Below are 23,599 nucleotides of genomic sequence, written 5' to 3' on the forward strand. Positions count from 1 at the left end.
AAGCCGCCGCATCCCGGTGGACTGTCATCGGGTTGTGACGCGGACAGCGGCAAGCGGAGGAGGGCGGGATTGTTCGGTCCGACGGGTCTTCTCGATGAGCCATCGCGTGCCCCTCGGTGATTCTGTTCGCCCTTTTATGGCGGTGGCATTCCCGTAGCGGACGCAGGGCGGCAGATGAGGGAGTCCTCCGCTCTCCGGTGCCGGGGCGAGATGCCCGGCCCCGCATCACGCAGATGGGCCGTCCACGCGACCGCCGCCCCCTACCCCAGCTTCCCGTTCTGCGCGGCCATCACAGCCGTCGCGAGCTTCGCGTTGCCGGGCCGGGACTGGGTGAAGGCCATCGCGTCCACGGCGTAGTAGACGGCGACCTTGTCGCCGTAGCGAACCGCCTGGGTGCGCAAGGTGTGGGTGACGCCCTGATGCTTGATCGTCGTCCGGAACGCCACGGATTCGTCGGCGCCCTTCGGGGACGGGGCGGGCTCGGCGGTGACGGAGGAGTGCGGGGAGGAGGTCTTGCCCGACGTGGCCGTGAAGCCGTTGCCGCAGGAGGCGATCGCCTTGGAGAGTCCGGCCAGCGCGGTCTTCGCCTTGCCGTCCGCGTATGTGGCGAGCGTGATGTACGTGAAGGTGGCCGACCCTGCCACCTCGGCGGCGACGCGGGTCACGTGGGCCCGCGGGCTGCCGAGGGGGAGTTGGTTCGTCGCGTAGGAGATCGGGGCGCAGACGGGCTTGTCGAGCTTGACCTTGTCCTGGGACGCGGCGAACACGTACCCCTTCGCGGGCTCTCTGACCGTGAACCCCTTGACCTCACTCTTGGAGAGGACGAAGCGGTCGAGTTCGGCGGCCGCGTCCGCTGTCCTCTCCGGTGCGGCGGATGCCTTGGGCTTGTCCTTGGCGTCATCGGCGGTTTTCGAACCCGGGCTCGCGTCGCTCCCGGAGCCTCCGGAGCCTCCGCAGGCACTCAACGTCAGCGCGGTGGCGAGGGCAAGTATGGGCGCGGCCAGGACGGTGCGGGTCCGCTTCATGAGGGCTCCTGTCTGTGGGCCCTGCCTGCTCCCGGTCAGTGTGGGCCGGCAGGAGTGACTGCGGGACGGGTGGGGTTGATGTGTCCGCGGCACCCTACTGTGCCGAACAGACCACAGCAGAACAGGCCTGGCCTGGCCCGGTCGGCTCGCCCCCAGCCCGCCGAATTCCGCGTGCGCGCCCACCCGACTGATCGGCATGATGAGACGATGCCCGACCACACCCCCGCCACCGCGCCCCAGCCGTCACCCACGCCCCGCCCGCCCCACCGCACAGAACCCCCGCGAGCCGCGGCCGGCGAACGCGCGTCGCTCACCGCCTTCCTCCAGTACCAGCGCGAGACCCTCGCGATGAAGTGCGCCGGGCTGACCGCCGAGCAGCTCAAGGAGCGGGCCGTGCCGCCCTCGGACATGTCGCTGCTCGGCCTCGTCCGGCACCTCGCCGAGGTCGAGCGGAGCTGGTTCAGGAACGTACTCAACGGTGAGGCGCAGCAAGCGAACTGGTCGGGGCGCGTGCCCGGCGAGCATGCCGACTTCGACGTGGCGGACGCCGACCCGGACGAGGCCTTCGAGGTCTGGCACGCGGAGTGCGCCCGCTCCCGCGCCGTCGTGGACGCCCTGGACTCGCTCGACACCACCGTCGACTTCCGCGGCGACACGTACTCGCTCCGCTACGTCCTCACGCACATGATCGAGGAGTACGCGCGCCACAACGGCCACGCGGATCTGCTGAGGGAGCGGATCGACGGCGTCACGGGGGAGTAGCGGGCGGCGCCCCTCCGGCGCGCGGCGCCTCGTAGGCTGGCCCGGACCGGTCAGCAGCCGGCACGGCGCACGCCGACGAAGGGGACGAGAACAGCCATGGCCCGCTACACAGCTCCGCAGACCATCGCGCGCGGCGGATTCAGCATCAAGGTGCCGGAGACGTGGTGGGAGTTCGACGTACGCCCCGAGTCACGCGACGCCGCCATCCGCCAGATGATCAACGACCGGGTGCGTGCGCGCCCCGAGCTGGCCCCGCACCGCGAGACGTTCGAGGCGTTCCTGCGCAAGGCCTCGAAGGACGCCTGGCAGTCCGGCGCGCTGTACTGCGGTTGCATGGCGGAGAGCTTCGGCGGCGATACGCCGGTCACCGCCTCGGTCACGGTCTCCCTGGTCGGCGCCCGCACACCCAGCGGCGACATCCTGCCGACCGACCCGGAGCGCATCGTGGCCCAGCTCGGCGTACGCGAGGCCAAGCGGGAGGGCGACGCGTGGCGGAAGGTCACGACGGTCGACATCCCGGGCGTCGGCCTCGCGGCGCGGACGTACGGCCTCGAGGACATCTCCGTGCAGGGCGACGACCGCACGATCCGTGTCGTCCTGATGCAGACGTTCATTCCGGTGCCCGGGCAGGAGGGCAAGGTCGCCCTCGTCTCGGGAAGCAGCCAGATCCTGGAACTGGCGGACTCCTTCTTCGACATCTTCGACGCGGTGACTTCTACGTTCCGCTTCGCGGAGTAGGGGAGTAGGGGAGTAGGGGCGGCCGCCCCAAGGCGCCTTCCGCCACCGACACCTCGGCTAGTAAATTCGTACCTCTGTACGGTGGCTGCTGTAGCCGTAGCTGCAGGTGTGACGGGGGATGACGCATGGGGGGCCACCGGCCTAAGGACTGGCATGTGCTGGACCTGGAGAAGGACCCGACGCCGGGAGATCCCGACCGGGTGCGCAAGCTGGCCAAGGACTTGCACGACTTCTCCGACGACGTCGGCAGGGTCCTGCGCGACATCAAGGGGATGGCGGGCGAGGACGCGATCCTGCAATGGGCGGGCAAGACGGCCGACGCCTTCACGGAGAAGTTCGAGAAGGCGCCCGAGAAGCTGAAGAAGCTCAAGAAGTCCTACGGGATGGCCGGCGACGCCCTCGCCGCGTACTGGCCGGAGCTGGAGCGCGCCCAGGCCCTGGCCGACAAGGCCCTGGTCAAGGGCCGGGAGGCCCAGGCGGACCTGAGCAGCGCCAAGTCCCGTCTCTCCTCCGCCGATTCCTGGGTGGAGAAGGCGGGCAAGGAGGCCGACAAGTACAAGGACGGCGGCTCCAAGGGCAAGGACGTGCCCAAGCCGGACGAGGACAAGGTCCGCGCCGCCACCCGTAACGCCGCCTCCGCGGAGAAGGCCCAGAAGTCCGCGCAGGGTGATGTCGACGCCGCCAAGAGCGCGCTGGAGGCGGCCAAGAAGATGGCCGCCGATGCCCGCAAGATGCGGGAAGAGGCCGCGGGCACCGCGAAGCGTAAGATCGACGAGGCCTCGGACGCGGGCATCAGGAACCGCAAGTGGTGGGAGGAGATAGGCGACTGGGTCTCCGACAACTGGGACACCATCGTCGAGATCTGCAAGGTCGTCGTCGCCGTCGTCGGCATCATCGCGATGATCGTCGGCGGGCCCATCCTCGCCGCGATCGTCATCGTCGCCGGCGCCATCGTCCTCGCGGACACCTTGAGCAAATACGCGAAAGGCCAAGCCACGCTCATGGACGTGGCGTTCTCCGCCCTCGACTGCATACCCGGCGCCAAGGGCATCACCACCGCGGCCAAACTCGCCAAGGGAGCCAAGGGCGGCCTCAAGGCCATGGCCAAGGGGCTGGGCAAGGGCGGGCTGCGCAGGGGTGCCGACGACGCGGCGGGTGCGGGCAAGAAGGCCGCCTCGCGGTGCAAGAACGGTGACCCGATCGACATGGTCTCCGGCGAGATGCTCATGGAGCAGACCGACGTCGACCTCCCGGGGCTGATGCCCCTGGTCCTTCGGCGCACCCACCTGTCGACGTACGGATGGGGCCGGTGGTTCGGTCCGTCGTGGGCCTCGACGCTCGACGAGCGGCTCGAACTGGACGCCGAAGGAGTGGTGTTCGCCGCCGAGGACGGCATGATTCTCCTGTATCCGGTGCCCCGGCCCGGCGCCTCGGTCATGCCCCTCGAAGGTCCGCGCTGGCCGCTGGACTGGGACGGCTCGCCGGGCGCCCCCATCCGCATCTCCGATCCGCAGGCGGGCACGGTCCGGCACTTCGCGCCTATGAGTGCGCCCGGCCCGGACGACACCGCGTTCGTGATGCCTCTGGCGGCGATCTCGGACTCCACCGGAAGGCGCGTCGACTTCGACCGCGACGAGATCGGGACGCCGACGGCCGTACGGGACTCCGCCGGGCGGCACCTGCGCGTCGACACGGACGGAGGCCGCGTCACCCGGCTCCGCCTGGACGACGCGGAGGCGGGGCCCGAAGGCCTCACCCTGCTGTCCTACGGCTACAGCGACGACGGCCGGGGCAACCTCACCGAGGTCCGCGACTCCGGTGGCGCGCTGAAACTCACGTACGACGGCCGCAACCGCATCACGTCCTGGACCGACCGCAACGGCGGCTGGTACCGCTTCACGTACGACGACCTCGACCGCTGTGTCCGGGGTGAGGGAACCGACGGCCGGCTCTCCTGCACCGTCGCGTACGACACCGAGAACCGCGAGACGCGCTACACGGACTCCCTCGGCCGCACCACCACCTACCGGCACAACGAGCTGCGCCAGCTCGTGTCCGAGACGAACCCGCTCGGACAGACCACGTACTTGGAATGGGACCGCTACGACCGGTTGCTCTCGCGCACCGATCCGCTCGGCCGGACGACCCGATACCGCTACGACGAGCACGGCTTTCCGACGCATGTCCTGCGGCCGGACGGCGGGCAGAGCGTCGCCGAACTCGACGAGCGCGGCAAGCCCGTGACGGTGACCGAGCCGGACGGTGCCGTGTGGCGCATGGAGTACGACTCCGTAGGCCGTCTCACGGCGGAGACCGACCCGACCGGCGCCCGCCTCTCCTACGGGTACGACGAGGCCGGTGGGATATCCACGATCACCGACGCCACGGGGCGGTCGACCCGGGTGGAGACCGACGCGGCGGGGCTCCCCGTCGCGACGACCGACGCCGAAGGCGCGACGACGCGCTACGAACGGGACGCCTTCGGAAGGCTCGTCGCGCAGACCGGCCCGGACGGGTCGCGCACCGCCTACACCTGGACGCCGGAAGGCAGACTCGCCCTGCGCACCCTGCCCGACGGCAGCACGGAGCGGCGCGCCTACGACGGTGAGGGCAACCTCGTCGAATACGTGGACTCCCTCGGCCGCCTGACGCGTTTCGAGTACGGCGCGTTCGACCTGCTGGAGAAGCGGGTCGAGCCGGACGGGTCATGCCTGCGCTTCACCTACGACGGTGAGCTCAGGGTGACCTCGGTGACCAACCAGCTCGGCGCCACCTGGAGCTACACCTACGACGACGCCGGCCGGTTGATCCATGAGCGGGACTTCGAGGGTCGTACGCGCAGCTACCGCCACGACGCGGCCGGACAGCTCATCGAGCAGACGAACGGCGCCGGAGAGACCACCGAGTACGTGCGTGACCTGCTCGGCAAGGTCCTGGAACAGCGGACGCCCGAGGGGGTCACGAGCTACGAGTACGACCCGGTGGGCAACCTCCGCGTGGTGCGCAGCGAGCATGCGGAGGTCGCCTACGAACGCGACGCACTCGGCCGGATTCTGGCCGAGACCTGCAACGGCGCGACCGTGCGCTCCGCCTACGACGAGCTGGGCAGGCGCACACGCCGGGTGACGCCGTCGAACGCCGAGAGCCTCTGGGAGTACGACGGCCGTGACCGGCCCGTACTGCTCCGGACGGCGGGCCGTGCGGTCAGCTTCGGCTACGACGACGCCGGCCGCGAGATCGAGCGCCGCGCGGGAGCGGTGGTGCTCACCCAGGGCTGGGACTCGGACGGCAGGCTGAGTTCGCAGGCGGTGACTGCCGACGCCTCGCCGACCAGGCCCGAACCGCGCAGGGTGCAGGAGCGGACGTACCGCTACCGGTCGGACGGCACGGTCCACACGATCGACGACCTGGTCAACGGCCACCGCACCATCGACGTCGACCCCGCCGGACGGGTCACCGCGGTGCGGGCGGACACCTGGTCGGAGCGGTACGCCTACGACGCGGCCGGCAATGTGGCGTCGGCCGAGCGGCAGGGGGCCACGGCGGCCGCGGCCTCCGGAAGCGTCGGTGGCGGTTCGGGCAGGCCCGGGGGCGTGCGCTACTCCTTCGACGCCCAGGGCCGCGTGGTGCGGCGGCGCAGAAAGCGGCTCTCCCGGAAGGCCGACGTGTGGCACTACACGTGGGACAGCCAGGACCGCCTGGTCGGTGTGGTCACGCCCGACGGGACGAAGTGGGCGTATCTGTACGACTCGTTCGGGCGCCGCATCGCGAAACGGTGCTTGGCCGCGGACGGTGAAACCGTCGTGGAGGAGGTGCGGTTCGTCTGGGACGGCTTCGTGCTCGCGGAGCAGGTCAGACGGTCCGGCGACGAGCCGCTCAGGTGTACGACGTGGGACTGGGAGAGGGACCGCTTCAGTCCGGTCACGCAGGTGGAGCGCGTCGCCGGGTCCTGGGGCCACCAGGACGCGGAGCAGGAGTGGATCGACGAGGAGTTCTACTCGATCGTCACCGACGTGGTCGGCACCCCCACGGAGCTGTGCGACGCGGAGGGCGAGCTGGCATGGTGCTCCCGGACCACGGTCTGGGGCGCGCCGGTGGACGAGGAGGCGTCCGGTGACCGCGCGTACTGCCCTCTCCGGTTCCCCGGCCAGTACCACGACCCCGAGTCGGGGCTGCACTACAACTATCAGCGCCACTACGACCCGGAGACCGGCCAGTACGTCTCCCTGGACCCCCTCGATCTCGCCCCGGGCCCGAACCCCCGCGCCTACGCGGCGAACCCCTTCACCGGGGTCGACCCGCTAGGCCTGGCGCCGGACTGCGAGCGCGCCTTGCAGGCCGCACGCGACCGCGCCGATCTCGAACAGGCCCGGCCGGGCGCCAGCAAGCAGACCAGGCCGACGAGCGCGGCGGGTCTCACAGTGCCCGGGCATCCGCAGACGTACAGCGGCGCGAGCATCAAGGGCGGCGGCGACCACAACCTGCACCCGGATGTCCAGGCCGCCTACGACAGGGTCCCGATGGAGCTGCGTCCGACGGGGAACCAGCACGGACGGTGCGGCGAGGCGGAAGCACTCTCCAACGCCATGAACGCAGGACACGATCCGCGGGGCGGCGTGAGCGCCGCGGTGGACGTGCGGGCGGCGGGCAACCCCAAGCACGGTGTGCCCAAGGCTCCCTGTTCGTCATGTCAGCATGTGCTCGACCAATTCGGAATCACGGCGGTGACCTAGAGATGACTGAAGAATCCCCCGGGCGTTGGTCCGCGGAGTCCGACCGCGTACTGCGGGCGGCCGGCTGGCACCCCGGGCGAACCGTGCCCACGGCCGAGTGGGAGAGAGTCCTGCGCGAACACGGCGGCTTCGAGATCCACGAGGCGGCACGGCTCTTCCTCGCCGAATTCGGCGGCCTGGCGTGCGAGGAGCGGGGCCCGGGCAGGACGATGGCCCGCATGGGCTTCCGGCTCGACCCTCTCGCGGCCGAATGGGACGACGAGATCTTCGACGTGCTCAGCGAGGAGGCGGGCGCGTATCTGTATCCCGTCGGCGAAGCCGACCGCCGCAACAGCTACCTGGGAATCGCGCCGGACGGCAAGGTCTATATCGGCATGGACAGTGCCACGCTGCTCGCGGACACCGGTGACGAGGCACTGGAGAAACTCATCGAGGGCATCCGCTGATTCGGGCTCTCACCGGGCTTTCAGGGAAGGGCGGCCCGGGACTCGATTGTCCGCCCCGGGCCGCCCGCCCGCATCAACCGGCCGTCAGCGCCGGTTCATCGCCCGCTTGATCTTCTTCCCCGACGGCGACTCGTCCAGCGTCTTCCACAGCTTCGACGAGCTGAGTGACGTGTAGACACCGGGGGCGCCCTGCGCGCCGCAGCCGTCGCCGTAGGAGACGACGCCGATCAGGATGGGGGCCTGGCGGCCGGGGACCTTGCGGAAGATGGGGCCGCCGCTGTCGCCCTGGCAGGAGTCCTTGGTCTCGACGCCCGCGCAGAAGTTGACCTTGGCGTCGTACCCCTCGTAGCTCGTCCCGCACTCCGCGTGGGAGAGGATCGGGACCCGCACCTGGCGCAGGCGGTCGGGCGTGTGGGGAAGCTCCGTGTCCGTGTTGCCCCAGCCCGCGACCGTCGCCTTCTGGCCCGGGCGGATCAGCGCGTCCGTGCCCTGCGTGGGCAGCGCGACCGGGGAGATGCCCCGCACCGGCTTCTTCAGCTGGAGGAACGCCACGTCGTAGGCCTCCTGGCCCTTGAGGTAGCGCGGGTGCACGACGACGCCGCCCTTGGCGATGTCACGGACCTGGCCCTGCCGGGAGGACAGGACCGTGCGGCCCACCGCCACCTGGAGCGTCTTCGGCTTCACCGGCTTGCCCTCGTCGTCGACCAGGCAGTGCGCCGCCGTGACGACCGTGTCCGGCGTGACCAGGCTCGCGCCGCAGAACTGGCGGTCGAGCGCGCTGCCCGGGCCCTTGTCCAGGACGGCCGTCATGAAGGGGTAGGCGTCGTTGGGGACTTCGGTGCCGCCGATGATCGCGTGCGCGGCCGGGGCGGACGTGGCGACCATCGCCAGGGCGGCGCCGGTGGCGGCGAGGCCGGCGGCTATGGAGGTCTTGCGCGTGGGGATTCTCGTGGAATTCATGGGGGGTTGTTTCTCTTTCGTACGGCAGGAATAGCGGAATGCGGTGCGGTGTGCGGTCACCGGCGCCGCACTGCTCTGCGCGCGAAAGGTCCGGACCAGGCTGGCCTGGGCGGCTTTGCTCAACGCTTCAACAACCCCGCCGGACGCCGGACCTTCGCGCCGGAAAGAGAGAGGGAAATTCCCCGGGGCAGGTTCATTCCGGCGTCATGCCGTCTTCATTCCGCGGCTCGTTCGGTCTCCTCGACGGGTAACATCCGCAACACAGGCGACAATTCCGGCGCCCGTGCTCCCGTCGCCTGCGCCGCCGCGAGCGCCCGTACGTACGCCACCGCCTGCTCGCGCAGCCGCTGCCTCTCCCTGCCCCGGCGGGCGTCCGCCGGCCACGTCACGATCGCCAACGGGACCAGCGCGCCCGCCAGGTAGCCGGCCGGGACATCCTGCGTCACGCCGTAGGCCACGTCGATTCCTTCCCGTCGTATGTGGTGGGGCACGTGAGGCCGCGGTCGGGAACCGGTACGGCACCCGTCGGCGTCGTCCTTGGCGTCGTCCCCCGCGTCGACGGACCATGGCACGGCCGTGCCGCGCCCGGTCCGGGACGTGTGGGAACCGTGTGGAAGCCGCCGCCGGCCCGGTGCGAGCGCGTACGGAACGCCCGTTGGGCAAAGTTCACGCCTTCGCGTACGCACATGTCGGCCGCGTCCCACAAGCCAGGAACCGCATCGCGGGCAACCCGCCGGGATTGCGCGTGGATAACGATGAGAGGTGTGAGCTTCGCGATCTTTGGCGCGCCTTGAGGGGCTTATGTGCTGCTGATACGGTGCCATGACTTGACACTGAGCCTGGGGCTGAATAGCCCGCCCGAGGTGGGGCGAGAGAGACGCGAGTGTCACAAATGACGGAAATTGACCGAATCTTCTTGGGCGTGCGGGGAGCAGTTGCGTGAAGATCCAGGAGCGTATGGGGGCGGGCAACAGCCGTTCCTCCGCACCGGTTCAGCCGGCGGTCGGTGAGCGCCTTCCCGCGCCGCCTCGCGAGCGCAAACCGGCACTGGCCGCACTGGCCGTTCTGCTGATCCTGGTCGGTGCGCTCGGTGCCACGATCCTCGTGTTGCAGGCCGGCGACCGCGTCGAGGTCGTCAAAGTCACGGAGGAGATCCCGGCGGGCGAGGCGCCCGTCAAGAACAAGAACATCACCAGCGTGATGGTCGCCGAGGACAAGTCCATCAACTACGTCCCGTGGGCCCAGGTCGACGCCCTCGCCAAGCTGAAGGCGAAGAGCACCATCCCCCGCGGGGCCGTCGTCGTCGGTGAGATGTTCGGTGCCTCGGAGAGCGTGCCCGCCGGCAAGGCTTCCGTCGGCCTCGCCCTCAAGGAGGGCCAGTACCCCGCGGACCTGAAGTCCGGCGACACCGTCGCCGCCTACCCCGTGGTCTCCGGCACCTCCACCGGCAAGGGCTCCACGGGAAGCAGCGGCTCCGCCTCCGGCTCGGGCGGCCCGCTGGTCGCCGCCGCCAAGGTGAGCAAGGTCAGCAGCAAGAGCGACGCCACGGTGAGCACCGGCAACCAGAGCATCACCCTCCTCGTCCCGCAGGAAGAGGTCGCGGCGCTGGCGAGCGCCGCCTCCGAGGGCAAGGTCGTCGTCGTACGCGTCACCGGCAACAGCAACTAGAGGCGAGTAGAAGAGACATGGCGCTCATCGCTCTCGCCGCCGACAAAGGGTCGCCCGGCGTCACCACCGCCGCCGTCGCGCTCGCCGCGGTCTGGCCGCGCCGCGTGCTGGTCGCGGAGACCGACCCGGCCGGCGGCGACCTGGTCTACCGCAGCGCCGCCGCGCACGGCGGCCCGCTCAACCCCAACACCGGCATGCTGTCCATCGCGGCGACGGCGCGCCGGGGCCTCGTACCGGACCAACTGTGGGACCACGTGCAGCCGTTGAGCGGCGGCCTCGAAGTGCTCGTCGGGATCGGGGTCGCCGAGCAGGCGGCCGGCCTCGCCGGGCTCTGGCCGACCCTCGGCCGCGCCTTCTCCCAGCTCGCCGACTCGCCGCACGCGCCCGCCGACGTCATCGCGGACTGCGGGCGCGTCAGCGGCGACACCCCGGCCGTCGAGCTGTTCCCGCAGGCCGCCCTCGTCCTGCTCGTCTCGCGCACCGAGCCCGAGTCGCTGGCCCGCGTGCGCGACCGCGCCGCGGCCCTCGCCGCCAAGCTGCACGGCGGCTCGCGCGGCGCCGCCTCGCTGGCGACGCCGCTCATCGGCGTCCTGCTGATCACGGACCCGTCGGCCTCGGCCAAGCTCGTCCACCAGGTGAACGACATGCTGATGGCCGCGCAGACCGGCGCCCGCGTCGTCGGCACCCTCGCCGACGACCCCTCGGGAGCCGACCAGTTGGCCGGGCGCAAGCGCGGACGGCTCGACAAGTCGCTGCTCATCCGCTCCGCCCGCAAGGTGACCGCCGACCTGTACCAGCAGTACGGGGCTGCCTGGACCAACCCCGTCGCGCAGCAGCCAGGACACGTCGCGCGGCAGCCCGGAGCGGGCCGATGAGCGCGCCCGTCGACCATCAGCTGGTGAAGCGGTTCCGGCAGGAAGCCGGCGACCGCATCGCCGAGCAGCGCCGCCTGGACCAGATATCCGGCGTCACCCCGATGTCGGGCGAGGACGAGCGGCACTACGCGCGCGCCGTCATCGCCCAGATCCTGGAGGAGTACGCCCGCGCGGAGATCAACGCCGGGCGCACCCCGCTCGACGCGGAGACCGAGGAGCAGTACGCGGCCGCCGTGCACGCCGCGCTCTTCGGCGTCGGCCGGCTCCAGCCGCTGCTCGACGACCCCGAGGTCGAGAACATCGACATCAACGGCTGCGACCAGGTCTTCGTCGGATACGCCGACGGCCGCGAGGTCAAGGCCGACCCGGTCGCCGAGACCGACGAGGAACTCGTCGAGCTGATCCAGGTCCTCGGCGCGTACTCGGGTCTGTCCTCGCGCCCCTTCGACTCCGCGAACCCGCAGCTCGACCTGCGGCTGCCCGACGGCTCGCGTCTGTCGGCGGTCATGGACGTCACGCGCCGCCCCGCCCTCTCCATCCGCCGCGCCCGCATGGGCAAGGTCTTCATGTCGGACCTGGTCGGCAACGGCACGCTCACCCCGGAGATCGGCCACTTCCTCGCCTGCGCGGTCCGGGCCCGCAAGAACATCATGATCGCGGGCGCGACCAACGCCGGCAAGACCACGCTCCTGCGCGCCCTCGCCAACGAGATCCCGCCGCACGAGCGCCTGGTGACCGTCGAACGCGCCCTGGAGCTGGGCCTCGACCAGTTCGCCGACCTGCACCCGAACGTCGTCGCGTTCGAGGAGCGGCTGCCCAACTCCGAGGGCCAGGGCGAGATCTCGATGGCGGAGCTGGTGCGCCGCTCGCTGCGCATGAACCCCTCGCGCGTCATCGTCGGCGAGGTCCTCGGCGACGAGATCGTGACGATGCTCAACGCGATGTCGCAGGGCAACGACGGCTCGCTCTCCACGATCCACGCCAACAGCTCCAGCGAGGTCTTCAACCGTATCTCCACCTACGCGCTCCAGGCGTCCGAGCGGCTGCCCATCGAGGCGAGCCAGATGCTCGTCGCGGGAGCGGTCAACTTCGTCGTCTTCATCCAGCGGCGCAACAACTACCAGTCCGGCGGCAAGCTCCAGCGCATGGTGACCTCGATCCGCGAGGTCAACGGCGTCGACGGCCGCGTCCTGTCCAGCGAGGTCTTCGCGGAGGCCCCCGACGGGAGGGTCGTCGCGCACGCGCCGATAGCCTGCATGGACGACCTGGCGGCGTTCGGCTACCGCCCCGCCGGGCAATGGGGGTGAGCACGACATGAACACGCTGGGCTCCATGGGCGGCCTCTTCTCGCTGCCCGTCCTGTACGCGCTGGGCTGCGGCGTCGCCGCGGGCGGCGGCATCGCGCTCCTCGTGATCGCCCTCCGCGGCCTGCCCGCCAAGCCCGCCCACGAGAAGCAGAAGGCGAGCGAGCGCGCGAGCGAACTGCTGCGCTTCGCGGGGCAGCGCGGCTCCCTGGCCGCCGGTGTCGGCCTCGTCGTCCTGCTGCTGACCCGCTGGGCGGTGGCGGGCATCGCCGCCGGCATCCTCGTCTTCTTCTGGGACAAGCTCTTCGGCGGCGCCGCGGAGGAGCGGGCGCAGATGAAGCGCGTCGAGGCCCTCGCGGCCTGGACGGAGTCGCTGCGCGACACCATCGCGGGCGCGGTCGGCCTGGAGCAGGCCATCCCCGCCTCCGCCCGCGCGGCGGCACCGGTGCTCCGCCCGCACCTGGACGCCCTGGTGGACCGGCTGCGCGCCCGCACGCCGCTCCCCGAGGCCCTCCAGATCCTCGCCGACGAGATCGACGACGCCTCGGCCGACATCATCGTCGCGGCGCTCATCCTCAACGCCAAGCTGCGCGGCCCCGGCCTGCGCCAGGTCCTCGGCGCGCTCGCCAAGTCGGCGCGCGAGGAGGTCGACATGCGCCAGCGCGTCATGGCGCAGCGCGCGTCGACGCGCCGCTCGGTGCAGATCGTGGTGGCCGTCTCGGTCGCCTTCGTCCTCGGCCTGTCCATCTTCAACCGCGAGTTCGTCGAGCCGTACGGCACGCCCGTCGGACAGCTCGTGCTCGCCATGGTGTGCGCGCTGTTCGCGCTCGGCTTCTGGTGGCTGCGGAAGCTGTCGACGGTGGAGACGCCGGACCGCTTCCTGGTCAGGGACGAGCCGGGCGTGCAGTTCGTCCGCCCGAGGGGCCCGGCCGCCACCGCGGACCAGCCGCAGCAGCCGTCCCAGCAGGGCCTGCCGGGTTATGCCAACTCTCCCGAGGGGGTACGTCGATGAGCCTGACGACGCCGATAGTGATCGGCGCGATCCTCGGCCTCGGCATCTTCACCCTCGTACGCGCCCTCATGCCGTCCAAGCGCAGCGCGGTCGCCACGGTGGCCCGCATCGACGCGATGCGGGCGCGCGGCGCGGCGTACGAGTCGCACCGGGCCACCTCGGACACCGAGAAGCCGGGCCGCATCGGGTCGATGCGGACCCGCGTCGGCCTGCGCGTCGCGGACTTCTACCTCCAGCAGGGGTGGGAGCAGCGGTCGCTGCGGGCCGACCTCGCGGTCCTCGACCGCAGCTGGGAGAAGTTCCTCGCGACGAAGGTGCTCCTTGCCGCGGCCGGTGTCTTCTTCGGCCCGTTCCTCTTCGCCGTCGTCTACACGCTCGGCGTGGGCCGCAGCCCGATCATCCCGGTCTGGCTCGCGCTGATGTTCGGCGTGCTCTTCTTCTTCCTGCCCGATCTGGAGGTACGCAGGGACGCGGCGGACAAGCGGCGCGACCTGCGCCGCGTCATCGGCGCCTATCTGGACCTGGTGTCGATGAGCCTCGCGGGCGGCCGCGGCCTCCCCGAGGCGCTCATGGCGGCGGCGGAGGTCTCCGACGGCTGGGCGACGCAGCGCATCCGCAGCGCGCTGGCCGACGCCCGCATCACCGGCGTCAGCCAGTGGCAGGCCCTCGGCTCGCTCGGCGAGGAACTGGGCGTGGAGGAGCTGAAGGACCTGTCGGCGTCCCTGGCGCTGGTGGCGGACGACGGCGCGAAGGTGCGCGAGTCCCTCGCCTCCCGCGCGGAGACGATGCGCCACCGCGAGCTGGCCGAGATCGAGGGCAGCGCGGGCGAGAAGTCCCAGTCGATGCTGGTCGCGCAGCTGCTGCTGTGCGCGGGGTTCCTGGTCTTCCTCATCTTCCCGGCGGCGATGCGCGTGTTCCAGGTCTAGGGCCCGGCAGCTCCAGGGCCCTGCGAGACGACGGCGCCGGACGAAACGGGGCCCGGCGCCCCTTCCCCCCACCACTTCTGAGAGGACAACTCATCATGAACGGACGGAACTTCAGTCACCCGGCTGTCGACTTCCTCGTGACCTTCCTGAAGGGCCGCGTCCAGCGTGCCCGCTCCGGCGAGCTGGACCGCGGCGCGTCCGCGGTCGAGTGGGTCATCATCTCGGCGGTCGTCGTGGCGATCGTGGGCGTGGTGGCCGCGGTCATCAACGCCGCGCTGAAGGGCGGCGCCGACAAGGTGAGCGACTGCATCAAGGGCGCGGACGCCGGCAGCACCTGCTGACGCGGCGGTGAACGGGGACAGGGGGCGGACACGCGTGCACGAACGTGCGAGACGATGGGTACGCCGCAGGGTGGAGGCCGCCTCCGCCCGCGGCGAATCCGGCCTGACCGCGATCGAGTTCGTGCTGCTCACCCCGGTGCTGTTCTTCATGATCTTCGCGACGGTGCAGTTCGCGCTGTACTTCTTCGCCGACCACGTCGCCCAGGCCGCGGCCCAGGCGGGCGCCCGCAAGGCGCGCGCCACGGCCGACCAGAACCCCGGCGGCTGGCGGGGCGAGGCGCGTGACGTGGCCGACGCGTACATCAGCCAGCTCGGCCCGGAGCTGGTGCTCGGCCCGGACGTGAAGACCATCCAGCCGGAGCAGACCACCGTCGGCGTGGAGATCACGGCCCGGATTCCCACGGTCTTCCCGGGCCTGGACCTGACGGTGCACGCGCGGTCCGCGGGGCCGGTGGAGCGGTTCGTGGAGGAGACCGACTGATGCGGGGCGTACGGGACGCGTGGACCGGGGCGCGGGCGGCGGTGCGCGCCGGCATCCGTCGGGACGACCGGGGCCTGTCGACCGTCGAAGTGGTGATCCTCGCCCCGGTGATGATCCTCTTCATCCTGGTCCTGGTCGCCTTCGGCCAGCTCGTCGAGGGCCGGGGGGCCATCGACGGTGCGGCGCGCGACGCCGCCCGCGCCGGGTCGATCCAGAAGGAGCACGGAACGGCGATGGCGGAGGCGCGCAAGGCCGCGCGGGCCGACCTCGCCGACGTCTGCTCGGGCCCCGTCTCGGTGGTCCAGAAGAGCACCGGCTTCGACGAGAAGGTCGACCCGTTCTTCACCGTCGAGGTCAGCTGCGAGGTCAAGGGCCTGGCCATGCTGGGCCTGGACATCCCGACGACGCTGGAGGCCACCTTCAGCTCGCCGCTCGACCCGTACCGGAGGTCGGCGTGACGCGCCGTCCCGTCGTACGCGACTGGCTCGCGTCCCGCCACGCGCGCCTCGACGACCGGGGCTCGGGGGCCGGCGCGGTCATCGTCTTCGCCATCGTCTTCCTCACCCTGTCGGCGTTCGTCATCGACGGCGGCCTCTCCATCTCCAAACGGGAGCGCGCCGCCGACATCGCGGAACAGGCCGCGCGCTACGCCGCGCAGGACCTCGAACTCGAGGACATCTACGAGGGCGTGAAGGGCGCGCCCATCAACTACGAGAACTGCGAGGCGCGGGTCAGGGCCTTCGTGGAGGAGGCGGGCCTCAAGGGCGCCGACGTGGCCAACACGCACTGCGTCACGGCGAACCCGCAGCAGGTCGAGGTCGAGGTCCAGATGACCTACAGCCCGGTGTTCACGGGCATGTTCTACGGCGGGGACGTGACGGTGAAGGGCAGGGCGGTGGCGGAGAACGAGGTGGGCTGAGGCCGCCGCGGCTACTTGGCGCCGCCCCCGCCCTTCCCGTCTCCCTTGCCCCCCTTGCCGTCGCCCTTGCCGCCCTTGCCCTCCTTCACCTTCACCGCGTCGTTGACGGCCTTCGTCAGGTCGTCCTCCAGCTTCTTGAACTCGCGTACGACCGCGTCCGACAGGTCCGCGAGCTGGTCCAACTGCTGGCCGATGTCCTCGCGGCCGTCCTCCCAGTTGGACTCGAAGTCGTCGAGGGAGTCGCAGACACCGCCGTCCCCTATGTCGTCGCGGTAGGAGTCGAAGATCTTCTTCGTGCGGTTCATGCGGTCCTTGATGGAGCGGAGCCGGCTGCCGTAGTCCTCCAGATCCGTGAGCGGGATCGAGAGGTCGCTCTTGCCCTTGCCGCCCATGTTCCGTATTCCCCCTGAGTGATGCGCCGTGCCGATGGCCGTCGTGTCGTAGGCCGTCATGATGCTTTACGTCATGACGGCGGCGGTAGCTCGTCGGTTCGCTCCCGGTGGCATGTTCAGTGCCACTCGGCCGGGTCCAGTTCGGCCGCCACGAAGCGGTCGCCCGCCGTGACGACCAGGTCGGGCTGCCGGGGTTTCCCGTCACATCCAAGCCGGTCATTCCGGCCATTTCCGCATCACCCCCGTGCATCGTCGCACCGTCGGACACGGGCCCGTCCGATCCGTACCGGAACTGTGACGGGCGCCCTCGATCACGACGAGGCACCTTCCGTACCATCACTCAGTAGTCTCACCCGACCCCTCTCCCCTCCACTCCTCCCCACCGGACACCAGGACACCCGCCATGGCGCGCACCACTTCACGCTCGACGAGCCCGCCTGACCCGCAGCCGCCGCGGAACCGGACGCCGCAGCCCCTGCCGAGGCGCGGGCGCACCGCCGGGGACTTCGTCAAGGCCTTCCTCGCCTTCGTCGCGCTGGCCGTGCTCCTGGTCGGCGTGCCCGGGGCGCTCGTGATGTTCGTGGGGTGGCCGCTGCCGAGCGGGGCGCCCTCGCTCAGCTGGCTGCAGCAGGAGATCACCGTCAGTACGTTCATCAACGTACTGACCGTCGTCGTCTGGTTCGCCTGGGCGCAGTTCACCGCCTGCGTGCTCGTCGAGATAAAGGCCGCGCTGTCCGGGGTGGGCATCCCGAGCCGGGTGCCGGGCGCCGGCGGCAGCCAGATGCTCGCGCGGCAGCTCGTCGCCGCCCTGCTGCTCGTCGGGGCCACCGCCGCCAGCTTCGCGCCCGGGCTCTCGCAGTTCGGGCAGTCGCCGGAGGGGAACCAGAAGCCCGCGTCCGCCGCGAGCGCCCAGCAGACCCCCGGCCTCTTCGCACCGGGGCAGCAGGCCGCCGCGTCCGCCGCCGACGCCCTCGCCGCGCAGGCCGAACAGGCCGCCGCGCACGCGGAGGGCGGCGCGAAGGAGGGGGACACGAAGTACTACCGGATTCAGCCGCCCGAGGGCCGCCACCACGACTCCCTGTGGGAGATCGCCGAGCGGCACCTGGGCGACGGCCGCCGGTACAAGGAGATCTACCAGCTCAACAAGGACCGCGAGCAGCCCGACGGTTCGAAGCTCTCCGAGGCCAGCCTCATCCGGCCCGGCTGGATCATGGAGATGCCCGCGGACGCGCACGGCGGCGAACTCGTCGAGATGCCCGACGAGGCCCCCAAGGTCTCCAAGGACGTCAAGGAGCAGATCTCCGACTACGCCAAGACCGGCGACCAGCGGCAGGGCGGCGGCCAGGAACAAGGTGGCGGCCAGGAGCAGGGCGGCGGCCGGGAGCAGGGCGGCGGCAGCTCCGTCGACCGCGACACCGCGCACATCGTCCTGCCCGAACAGCGGCCCTCCGCGCCGGAGAAGCCCGCGATGCCGCAGGCCCCGGCCACTCCCGAGACACCCGCCGCCGAAGCTCCCGACGCTTCCGGGGCCACCGGCGGCAGGACGTCCGACGGCTCCGGCTTCGGCCTGCCGGAAGCGCTCCTCGGCGCGCCCCTCCTCGCCGCCGGCCTGCTCGGCGCCCTCGGCCGCCGTCGCCGCCACGCCCTGTGGCAGTCGGCGATGAGCGCGGTCGGCGGACACCGCGGCATGCATCCGCGGACCCCGACCGGGGACGCCGCCGACGCGCAGGACGCGCTGCTCGTGGGCGCCGACCCCGAGGGCGTACGCCTGCTCGACCTGTCGCTGCGCGGCCTCGCCGCCTCGCTCGCCGAGGAGAACCGCGAGCTGCCGACCGTGTACGCGGCCTGGCTGACCAACGGCGACCTGCACCTCCAGCTCGCCCAGCCCGCCGGACGGCCGCCCGCGCCCTGGCAGTTGGGGCAGGACCAGACGTTCTGGGTGCTGGCCCGCACCGACGCCGAGCGGTACGAGGACGTGGACACCGCCGCGCCCTACCCGGGGCTCGTCAGCCTCGGCACCCTCGGCGGCCCCGAGGAATCCCGGCTGCTCCTCAACCTGGAGTCCGTGCCCGGCATCGTCTCGCTGAGCGGCGCCGAGAGCGACCGCGCCGCCGTCTTCGCCTCGGTCGCCGCCGAACTCGCCACCAACGGCTGGTCGGACCGCATGACCATCACCGTCGTCGGCTTCGGGCAGGACCTCACCCCGCTCGCCCCGAACCGGCTGCGGCACCTGGAAGACGTCGAGGCGCTCCTGGAGACCATGGAGGCCGAGACGCGGCAGCGGCGCGGCGCGCTCGGCGCCGCCGGGCACGACTCCGTGCTCACCGGCCGCACCGGGCCCGCCCAGCACACCCGCTGGGCCCCGCACCTCGTCTTGCTCGCCGCCGAGCCGACCGGCGAGGACGCCGTCAAGCTCGCCGAACTCGCCGCCGACGCCGCCCGCCTCGGCATCGGCTACCTCGTCGGCACGGAGTCCGGGGACCTGCCCGGCGCCGCCTGGGAGATGGAGATCACCCGCGCGGGCAAGCTCCTCGCGCCCCTGCTCGGCCTCGAACTCCAGGCGCAGACGCTGCCCGAGGCCCAGCAGCGGGCCATCGTCCGCCTCTTCACCGAGGCGGACCCGGAGAGCGACTCCGGTCCCACCGGCCCCGACGACGGGCCCACGGGCGCCGCGCCGCCGTTCCTCGTCGACGTCACCGAGCAGGGGCGGCCCGCGGTCTACGCCCGCCTCGTCGGCACGTACGAGATCATCGGCCTCGACACGCCGGACGGCGAGCGCAGCGCGCTGATGCACGAGGCCCTCGCCCTGCTGCTCATGCACCGCGAAGGAGTGCACCCCCGGGTGCTCGCCTCCGCGCTGTGGCCGCGCGGTGTCACCGACGACGTGCGCGACGCGCTGGTCGAGCGGCTGCGCGAGTGGCTCGGCACCGACCCCGACGGCTCGCCCCGGCTGCGGGCCGACGGCAACGGACGGCTCACGCTCGCCAAGTCCGTCGTCTCGGACCTGGACGTGCTGCGCTCGCTCTACCACGAGGCCACGCAGGGGCGCGGCGCCGGGAACCGCGCCGTGCGCGGGCGGATGCTCACCGACGCCCTGGTGCTCGTCCGCGGACCGCTGCTCGCCGACCGGCCGCAGGGCCGCTACGCGTGGCTCACACACGAGATCATCGACGCGCAGCTGCCGCTGCTCGTCGCCGACATCGGGCTCGCCCTCTGTGAGTTCCACCTGGAGAAGGGGCGGGCCCAGAAGGCGATCGAGGCGTTGAACGCCGCGCTCGGCTCCGCGCCGCGCGACGAGCGGCTCTGGAACGAGCTGCTGCGGGCCACGGCCGCCACCCAGGACCCGGCCCGGCTCCGGCAGGTGGCGGCGGATCTGCTCGCCCGGAGCGGGGCGCGCGGGCTGCCGCCCCGCACCGAGGCCTTGCTGGACGAGCTGCTTCCCGCGTGGCGCAGTGGGGTCACGGCGGCGGGGTGAACCTCGTGCTCGTGCTCCTCGCCTGCGGCGGCGCGCTCTGGGGCGCCCTCACCGGACTCCTCGTCCCCCGCGCCGCCTACCGGCTCTCCGTCCCGCCGGACGGCACCTGGCGCGGAGAGTGCCCCGAGGGGCACCCCCTCGGCGGCTGGGTCGGGCTCGCGCGCTGCGGGCACGGGGACCGCTACGGCCCCCGCGCCGCCCTGGCCGCCGCCGCCACCGCGGCCGTCTGCGCCGCCCTCGCCGGCGCCACCGGCCCCCGCCCCGAACTCGCCGCGTGGCTGCTGCTCGCCCCGGTCGCCGTCCTGCTGACCGTGGTCGACTTCGGGGTGCACCGGCTGCCGGACGTCGTCACGCTGCCGCTGGCCGGGGCCGCGCTCGCGCTGCTCGGGGGCGCCGCGCTGCTGCCCGGGCACGGCGGCTCGTGGACCGGGGCGCTGTACGGGGCGCTGGCGCTGGCCGGGGCGTACTTCGTGCTCTTCCTGATCAACCCCAACGGCATGGGCTTCGGTGACGTCAAGCTCGCCCTCGCGCTCGGGGCGGTGCTCGGCTGGTACGGCTGGGGCGTGCTGCTGCTGGGCACCTTCGCCGGGTTCCTGCTCGCCTCGCTGTACGGCGTCGCGCTCGTCGCCGCCCGCCGTGCCGGCCGCAAGACGGCGATCCCGTTCGGCCCCTTCCTGCTCGGCGGTGCCTTCGTGGGCGTGCTGCTCGGGGCCTGCGCCGCCTGACGTCGGGGCCCCGGAAGGGCTGGCGTACGCTGGCTTGGTCTGTCCACAACCCTTACGAAAGGGACGTCCCGGTGACCGAGAAGGCCGACCTCACGTCGTTTGATGTCCCCGCCGTCCTCGACCGTGCCGCCGCAGGTGGGCGGATCACCCCCGAGGAAGCGCTCGTCCTCTACCGGGACGCCCCGCTGCACGCGCTCGGCGCCACCGCCGACGCCCTCCGCCGCCGGCGCTACGCCGGTACGGAGCACATCGCGACGTACATCATCGAGCGGAACATCAACTACACGAACGTCTGTGTGACGGCGTGCAAGTTCTGCGCCTTCTACGCCGCGCCCAAGGACACGAAGAAGGGCTGGAGCCGCGACCTCGACGACATCCTGCGCCGCTGCGCGGAGACCGTCGAGCTGGGCGGCACCCAGATCATGTTCCAGGGCGGCCACCACCCGGACTACGGCGTCGAGTACTACGAGAAGCACTTCTCCGCGATCAAGAAGGAGTTCCCGCAGCTGGTCATCCACTCCCTCGGCGCGTCCGAGGTCGAGCACATGGCCCGCATCTCCAAGGTGTCGGTGGAGGAGGCCATCCAGCGCATCAACGCCGCCGGCCTCGACTCCTTCGCCGGCGCGGGCGCCGAGCTGCTGCCCGCCCGCCCGCGCAAGGCCATCGCCCCGCTCAAGGAGAGCGGCGAGCGCTGGCTGGAGATCATGGAGACGGCGCACAACCTCGGGGTGGAGTCCACGTCCACCATGCTCATGGGTACGGGCGAGACCAACGCCGAGCGCATCGAGCACCTGCGGATGATCCGCGACGTACAGGACCGGACCGGAGGCTTCCGGGCCTTCATCCCGTACACGTACCAGCCCGAGAACAACCACCTCAAGGGCCGCACGCAGGCCACGATCTTCGAGTACATCCGCATGATCGCGATCGCGCGGATCTTCCTCGACAACGTCGCGCACATCCAGGGCTCCTGGCTCACCACCGGCAAGGAGGCGGGCCAGCTGACGCTGCACTACGGCGCGGACGACCTCGGCTCGGTGATGCTGGAGGAGAACGTCGTCTCCTCGGCCGGTGCCAAGCACCGCTCGAACCTCCGCGAGATGATCGACATGATCCGTACGGCGGACCGCGTGCCGGCCCAGCGCGCCACGACGTACGAGCACCTCGTCGTCCACGATGACCCGGCGAACGACCCGGTCGACGACCGCGTCGCCTCGCACATCTCGTCCACCGCGATCGAGGGCGGCACGGCACACCCGGAGCTGAAGCTCCTCGCCACCAACTGAGGCCGTCTTGCTCACCCTGCACGTCGCCGAAGACTCTCCGGAGACGGCGGTCCTGGTCGACGGGGCGGTCGTCGCGGCCGTCGGCCCGTACGAGGAGCTGGCGGCGGCCCACCCCTCGGCCCGCGTCCGCCGCTGGCCCGGCATCCTGACCCCCGGTCTGCTCAACCCGTACGGCCCCGAGCTGCTGGAAGCCACCTACCACCCCGACCCTCGCGAGGCCGACCGCCTCGGCACGGCGCCGATCGGCGGGGAGCGCGCCCGGGCGATCTTCCGCGCGGACCCGTCCCGCGTCGGCGCCAGCGCGCGGCGCGGGGTGCAGCGGCTGCTGGCCCACGGCACGGTGGCCATCGCGGGCGAACTCCGCGCCCGCCCGGTCCTCGACGCGGTACGCGGAGCGGGCCTCGCGGTGGGCCAACGCCCACCCCGCCTCCCGGGCCCCGCGTCCCTCTCCCCGACCCCCCTGATCCTGCTTCCGCCCCCGACCCCCGGCGCCCCCGCCCGCTTCGCCGTCTTCGACGTACCCGACCGCACGGAGCTGGTGCGCCGGGGCGCGCAGACGTGCGTGGCAACAGTGCTGGCCGGCCGCCTCCTCTACCGCGCCCGCTAGCCCCTGACGGGGCGCCGGAGGCGCTTTCAAGGGGCGCGGGGAACTGCGCGACAAGCCACAACCGACCCGCGCCCGCCAGACCCCCGAACCCGGCAGACGCCCCGCGCATCAGCCCGCCGCAGGCGAAACACCCCCACCCCCGGCACCCAAGGCCCCCGCCACAAGAGAAGACCGGCCTGACACAATGGGCCGGGTGACCCGCGCATCCTTGGACAAGCAGCCGCACGAAGTCGCCACGATGTTCGACGACGTCGCGGAACGATACGACCTCACCAACGACGTGCTCTCCCTCGGCCAGGCCCGCCTCTGGCGCAAGGAGGTCGCCAAGGCCGTCGACGCGCGCCCCGCGCAGAAGATCCTGGACCTCGCCGCCGGCACCGCCACCTCCTCCCAGCCCTTCGCGCAGGCCGGCGCGTACGTCGTACCCTGCGACTTCTCGCTCGGCATGCTCCGGGTCGGCAAGGAGCGCCACCCCTGGATGCCGTTCACGGCGGGCGACGGGACGAAGCTGCCGTTCAAGGACGACACCTTCGACGCCGTCACCATCTCCTTCGGGCTGCGCAACATCCAGGACACCGACGCCGCCCTGCGCGAGCTGTACCGCGTGACGAAGCCCGGCGGCCGGGTCGTGATCTGCGAGTTCTCCAGCCCTACGTGGGAGCCGTTCAGGACCGTCTACACCGAGTACCTGATGCGGGCCCTGCCGCCGGTCGCCCGCGCCGTGTCCTCCAACCCCGACGCGTACGTCTACCTCGCCGAGTCGATCCGCTCCTGGCCCGACCAGCCCGCGCTGGCCGCACGGCTGAAGGACGCGGGCTGGTCGAAGGTGGCCTGGCGGAACCTCACGGGCGGCGTCGTGGCGCTGCACCGCGGCTTCAAGCAGGGCTGAACCGCGACGGGTTCGGCGGGCCGGGAACCGGCCGC

General features: G+C 71.7%; 22 protein-coding genes. 18 read left to right on the forward strand and 4 right to left on the reverse strand.

Features of this window, described 5'->3' with window-relative positions; genetic code table 11:
* Positions 1 to 260: 260 nt before the first annotated feature.
* Positions 261 to 1,025 carry a hypothetical protein gene (locus J2N69_RS21450; RefSeq protein ID WP_230902222.1) on the reverse strand — a complete coding sequence of 255 codons (765 nt, stop codon included), beginning with the start codon at positions 1,023 to 1,025 and terminating at the stop codon, positions 261 to 263.
* A 207-nt stretch (positions 1,026 to 1,232) separates the two neighbouring features.
* Here J2N69_RS21450 and J2N69_RS21455 point away from each other — a divergent pair, with 207 nt between their 5' ends.
* The 4 genes from J2N69_RS21455 (at position 1,233) to J2N69_RS21470 (ending at position 7,704) form a co-directional block, all read left to right on the forward strand.
* Entirely contained in the window at positions 1,233 to 1,787 is a 555-nt protein-coding gene (locus tag J2N69_RS21455) for a DinB family protein (protein ID WP_230902223.1), read from the forward strand.
* Positions 1,788 to 1,883: 96 nt separating this feature from the next.
* On the forward strand, positions 1,884 to 2,525 hold the full coding sequence (locus J2N69_RS21460; RefSeq protein ID WP_230902224.1) for a hypothetical protein: 642 nt from the start codon (positions 1,884 to 1,886) through the stop codon (positions 2,523 to 2,525).
* Positions 2,526 to 2,680: 155 nt separating this feature from the next.
* Positions 2,681 to 7,258, forward strand: coding sequence for a DUF6531 domain-containing protein (locus tag J2N69_RS21465; RefSeq protein WP_230902225.1), 4,578 nt, complete (start codon positions 2,681 to 2,683; stop codon positions 7,256 to 7,258).
* Positions 7,259 to 7,260: 2 nt separating this feature from the next.
* The gene (locus tag J2N69_RS21470) at positions 7,261 to 7,704 is read left to right on the forward strand and encodes an SUKH-3 domain-containing protein (RefSeq protein WP_230902226.1); all 444 of its coding nucleotides are present in this window, start codon (positions 7,261 to 7,263) and stop codon (positions 7,702 to 7,704) included.
* Positions 7,705 to 7,788: 84 nt separating this feature from the next.
* Here the strand turns inward: J2N69_RS21470 and J2N69_RS21475 are convergent, their stop codons facing one another.
* Together J2N69_RS21475 and J2N69_RS21480 are read right to left on the reverse strand one after the other, a co-directional pair.
* On the reverse strand, positions 7,789 to 8,664 hold the full coding sequence (locus tag J2N69_RS21475; RefSeq protein ID WP_230902227.1) for a S1 family peptidase: 876 nt from the start codon (positions 8,662 to 8,664) through the stop codon (positions 7,789 to 7,791).
* A gap of 215 nt (positions 8,665 to 8,879) precedes the next feature.
* Positions 8,880 to 9,122 (reverse strand): hypothetical protein, encoded by a 243-nt coding sequence (locus J2N69_RS21480; protein WP_230902228.1) that lies wholly within the window; start codon positions 9,120 to 9,122, stop codon positions 8,880 to 8,882.
* Positions 9,123 to 9,603: 481 nt separating this feature from the next.
* Between J2N69_RS21480 and J2N69_RS21485 the strand changes: the two genes are divergently transcribed.
* From J2N69_RS21485 to J2N69_RS21525, 9 genes are all read left to right on the forward strand, one after another.
* A complete protein-coding gene (locus J2N69_RS21485; RefSeq protein ID WP_230902229.1) occupies positions 9,604 to 10,332 on the forward strand; it encodes a hypothetical protein in 729 nt (242 codons plus the stop codon).
* A 17-nt stretch (positions 10,333 to 10,349) separates the two neighbouring features.
* Entirely contained in the window at positions 10,350 to 11,207 is an 858-nt protein-coding gene (locus J2N69_RS21490; RefSeq protein ID WP_230902230.1) for a hypothetical protein, read from the forward strand.
* Entirely contained in the window at positions 11,204 to 12,514 is a 1,311-nt protein-coding gene (locus tag J2N69_RS21495; RefSeq protein WP_230902231.1) for a CpaF family protein, read from the forward strand. The genes J2N69_RS21490 and J2N69_RS21495 overlap by 4 nt, the downstream gene beginning before the upstream one ends.
* Before the next feature lie 7 nt (positions 12,515 to 12,521).
* Positions 12,522 to 13,523, forward strand: coding sequence for a type II secretion system F family protein (locus J2N69_RS21500; RefSeq protein WP_230902232.1), 1,002 nt, complete (start codon positions 12,522 to 12,524; stop codon positions 13,521 to 13,523).
* On the forward strand, positions 13,520 to 14,449 hold the full coding sequence (locus tag J2N69_RS21505; protein WP_230902233.1) for a type II secretion system F family protein: 930 nt from the start codon (positions 13,520 to 13,522) through the stop codon (positions 14,447 to 14,449). Before J2N69_RS21500 ends, J2N69_RS21505 begins: the two co-directional genes overlap by 4 nt.
* A gap of 95 nt (positions 14,450 to 14,544) precedes the next feature.
* Positions 14,545 to 14,790: a hypothetical protein gene (locus J2N69_RS21510; RefSeq protein WP_055567411.1), complete on the forward strand. Its 246-nt coding sequence runs from the start codon at positions 14,545 to 14,547 to the stop codon at positions 14,788 to 14,790.
* Between the two features lie 34 nt (positions 14,791 to 14,824).
* Entirely contained in the window at positions 14,825 to 15,271 is a 447-nt protein-coding gene (locus tag J2N69_RS21515) for a TadE family protein (RefSeq protein ID WP_230902234.1), read from the forward strand.
* The gene (locus tag J2N69_RS21520; RefSeq protein ID WP_230902235.1) at positions 15,271 to 15,729 is read left to right on the forward strand and encodes a TadE/TadG family type IV pilus assembly protein; all 459 of its coding nucleotides are present in this window, start codon (positions 15,271 to 15,273) and stop codon (positions 15,727 to 15,729) included. Before J2N69_RS21515 ends, J2N69_RS21520 begins: the two co-directional genes overlap by 1 nt.
* Positions 15,726 to 16,190, forward strand: a complete 465-nt coding sequence (locus J2N69_RS21525; protein ID WP_230902236.1) for a TadE/TadG family type IV pilus assembly protein — start codon at positions 15,726 to 15,728, stop codon at positions 16,188 to 16,190. Before J2N69_RS21520 ends, J2N69_RS21525 begins: the two co-directional genes overlap by 4 nt.
* An 11-nt stretch (positions 16,191 to 16,201) precedes the next feature.
* Here the strand turns inward: J2N69_RS21525 and J2N69_RS21530 are convergent, their stop codons facing one another.
* A complete protein-coding gene (locus J2N69_RS21530) occupies positions 16,202 to 16,582 on the reverse strand; it encodes a hypothetical protein (RefSeq protein WP_230904810.1) in 381 nt (126 codons plus the stop codon).
* A gap of 403 nt (positions 16,583 to 16,985) precedes the next feature.
* Here J2N69_RS21530 and J2N69_RS21535 point away from each other — a divergent pair, with 403 nt between their 5' ends.
* The 5 genes from J2N69_RS21535 (at position 16,986) to J2N69_RS21555 (ending at position 23,564) form a co-directional block, all read left to right on the forward strand.
* On the forward strand, positions 16,986 to 20,057 hold the full coding sequence (locus J2N69_RS21535) for a bacterial transcriptional activator domain-containing protein (protein ID WP_230902237.1): 3,072 nt from the start codon (positions 16,986 to 16,988) through the stop codon (positions 20,055 to 20,057).
* Entirely contained in the window at positions 20,027 to 20,782 is a 756-nt protein-coding gene (locus J2N69_RS21540) for a prepilin peptidase (protein ID WP_408056767.1), read from the forward strand. The genes J2N69_RS21535 and J2N69_RS21540 overlap by 31 nt, the downstream gene beginning before the upstream one ends.
* A 71-nt stretch (positions 20,783 to 20,853) precedes the next feature.
* A complete protein-coding gene (gene mqnC, locus J2N69_RS21545) occupies positions 20,854 to 22,068 on the forward strand; it encodes a cyclic dehypoxanthinyl futalosine synthase (protein ID WP_127912112.1) in 1,215 nt (404 codons plus the stop codon).
* 7 nt (positions 22,069 to 22,075) lie between these two features.
* Positions 22,076 to 22,675 (forward strand): imidazolonepropionase-like domain-containing protein, encoded by a 600-nt coding sequence (locus J2N69_RS21550; RefSeq protein ID WP_230902238.1) that lies wholly within the window; start codon positions 22,076 to 22,078, stop codon positions 22,673 to 22,675.
* A 193-nt stretch (positions 22,676 to 22,868) separates the two neighbouring features.
* Positions 22,869 to 23,564, forward strand: coding sequence for a demethylmenaquinone methyltransferase (locus J2N69_RS21555; protein ID WP_230902239.1), 696 nt, complete (start codon positions 22,869 to 22,871; stop codon positions 23,562 to 23,564).
* Positions 23,565 to 23,599 lie beyond the last annotated feature (35 nt).

It is taken from the genome of Streptomyces huasconensis (assembly GCF_021028635.1).
Taxonomy (GTDB): Bacteria; Actinomycetota; Actinomycetes; order Streptomycetales; family Streptomycetaceae; genus Streptomyces; species Streptomyces huasconensis.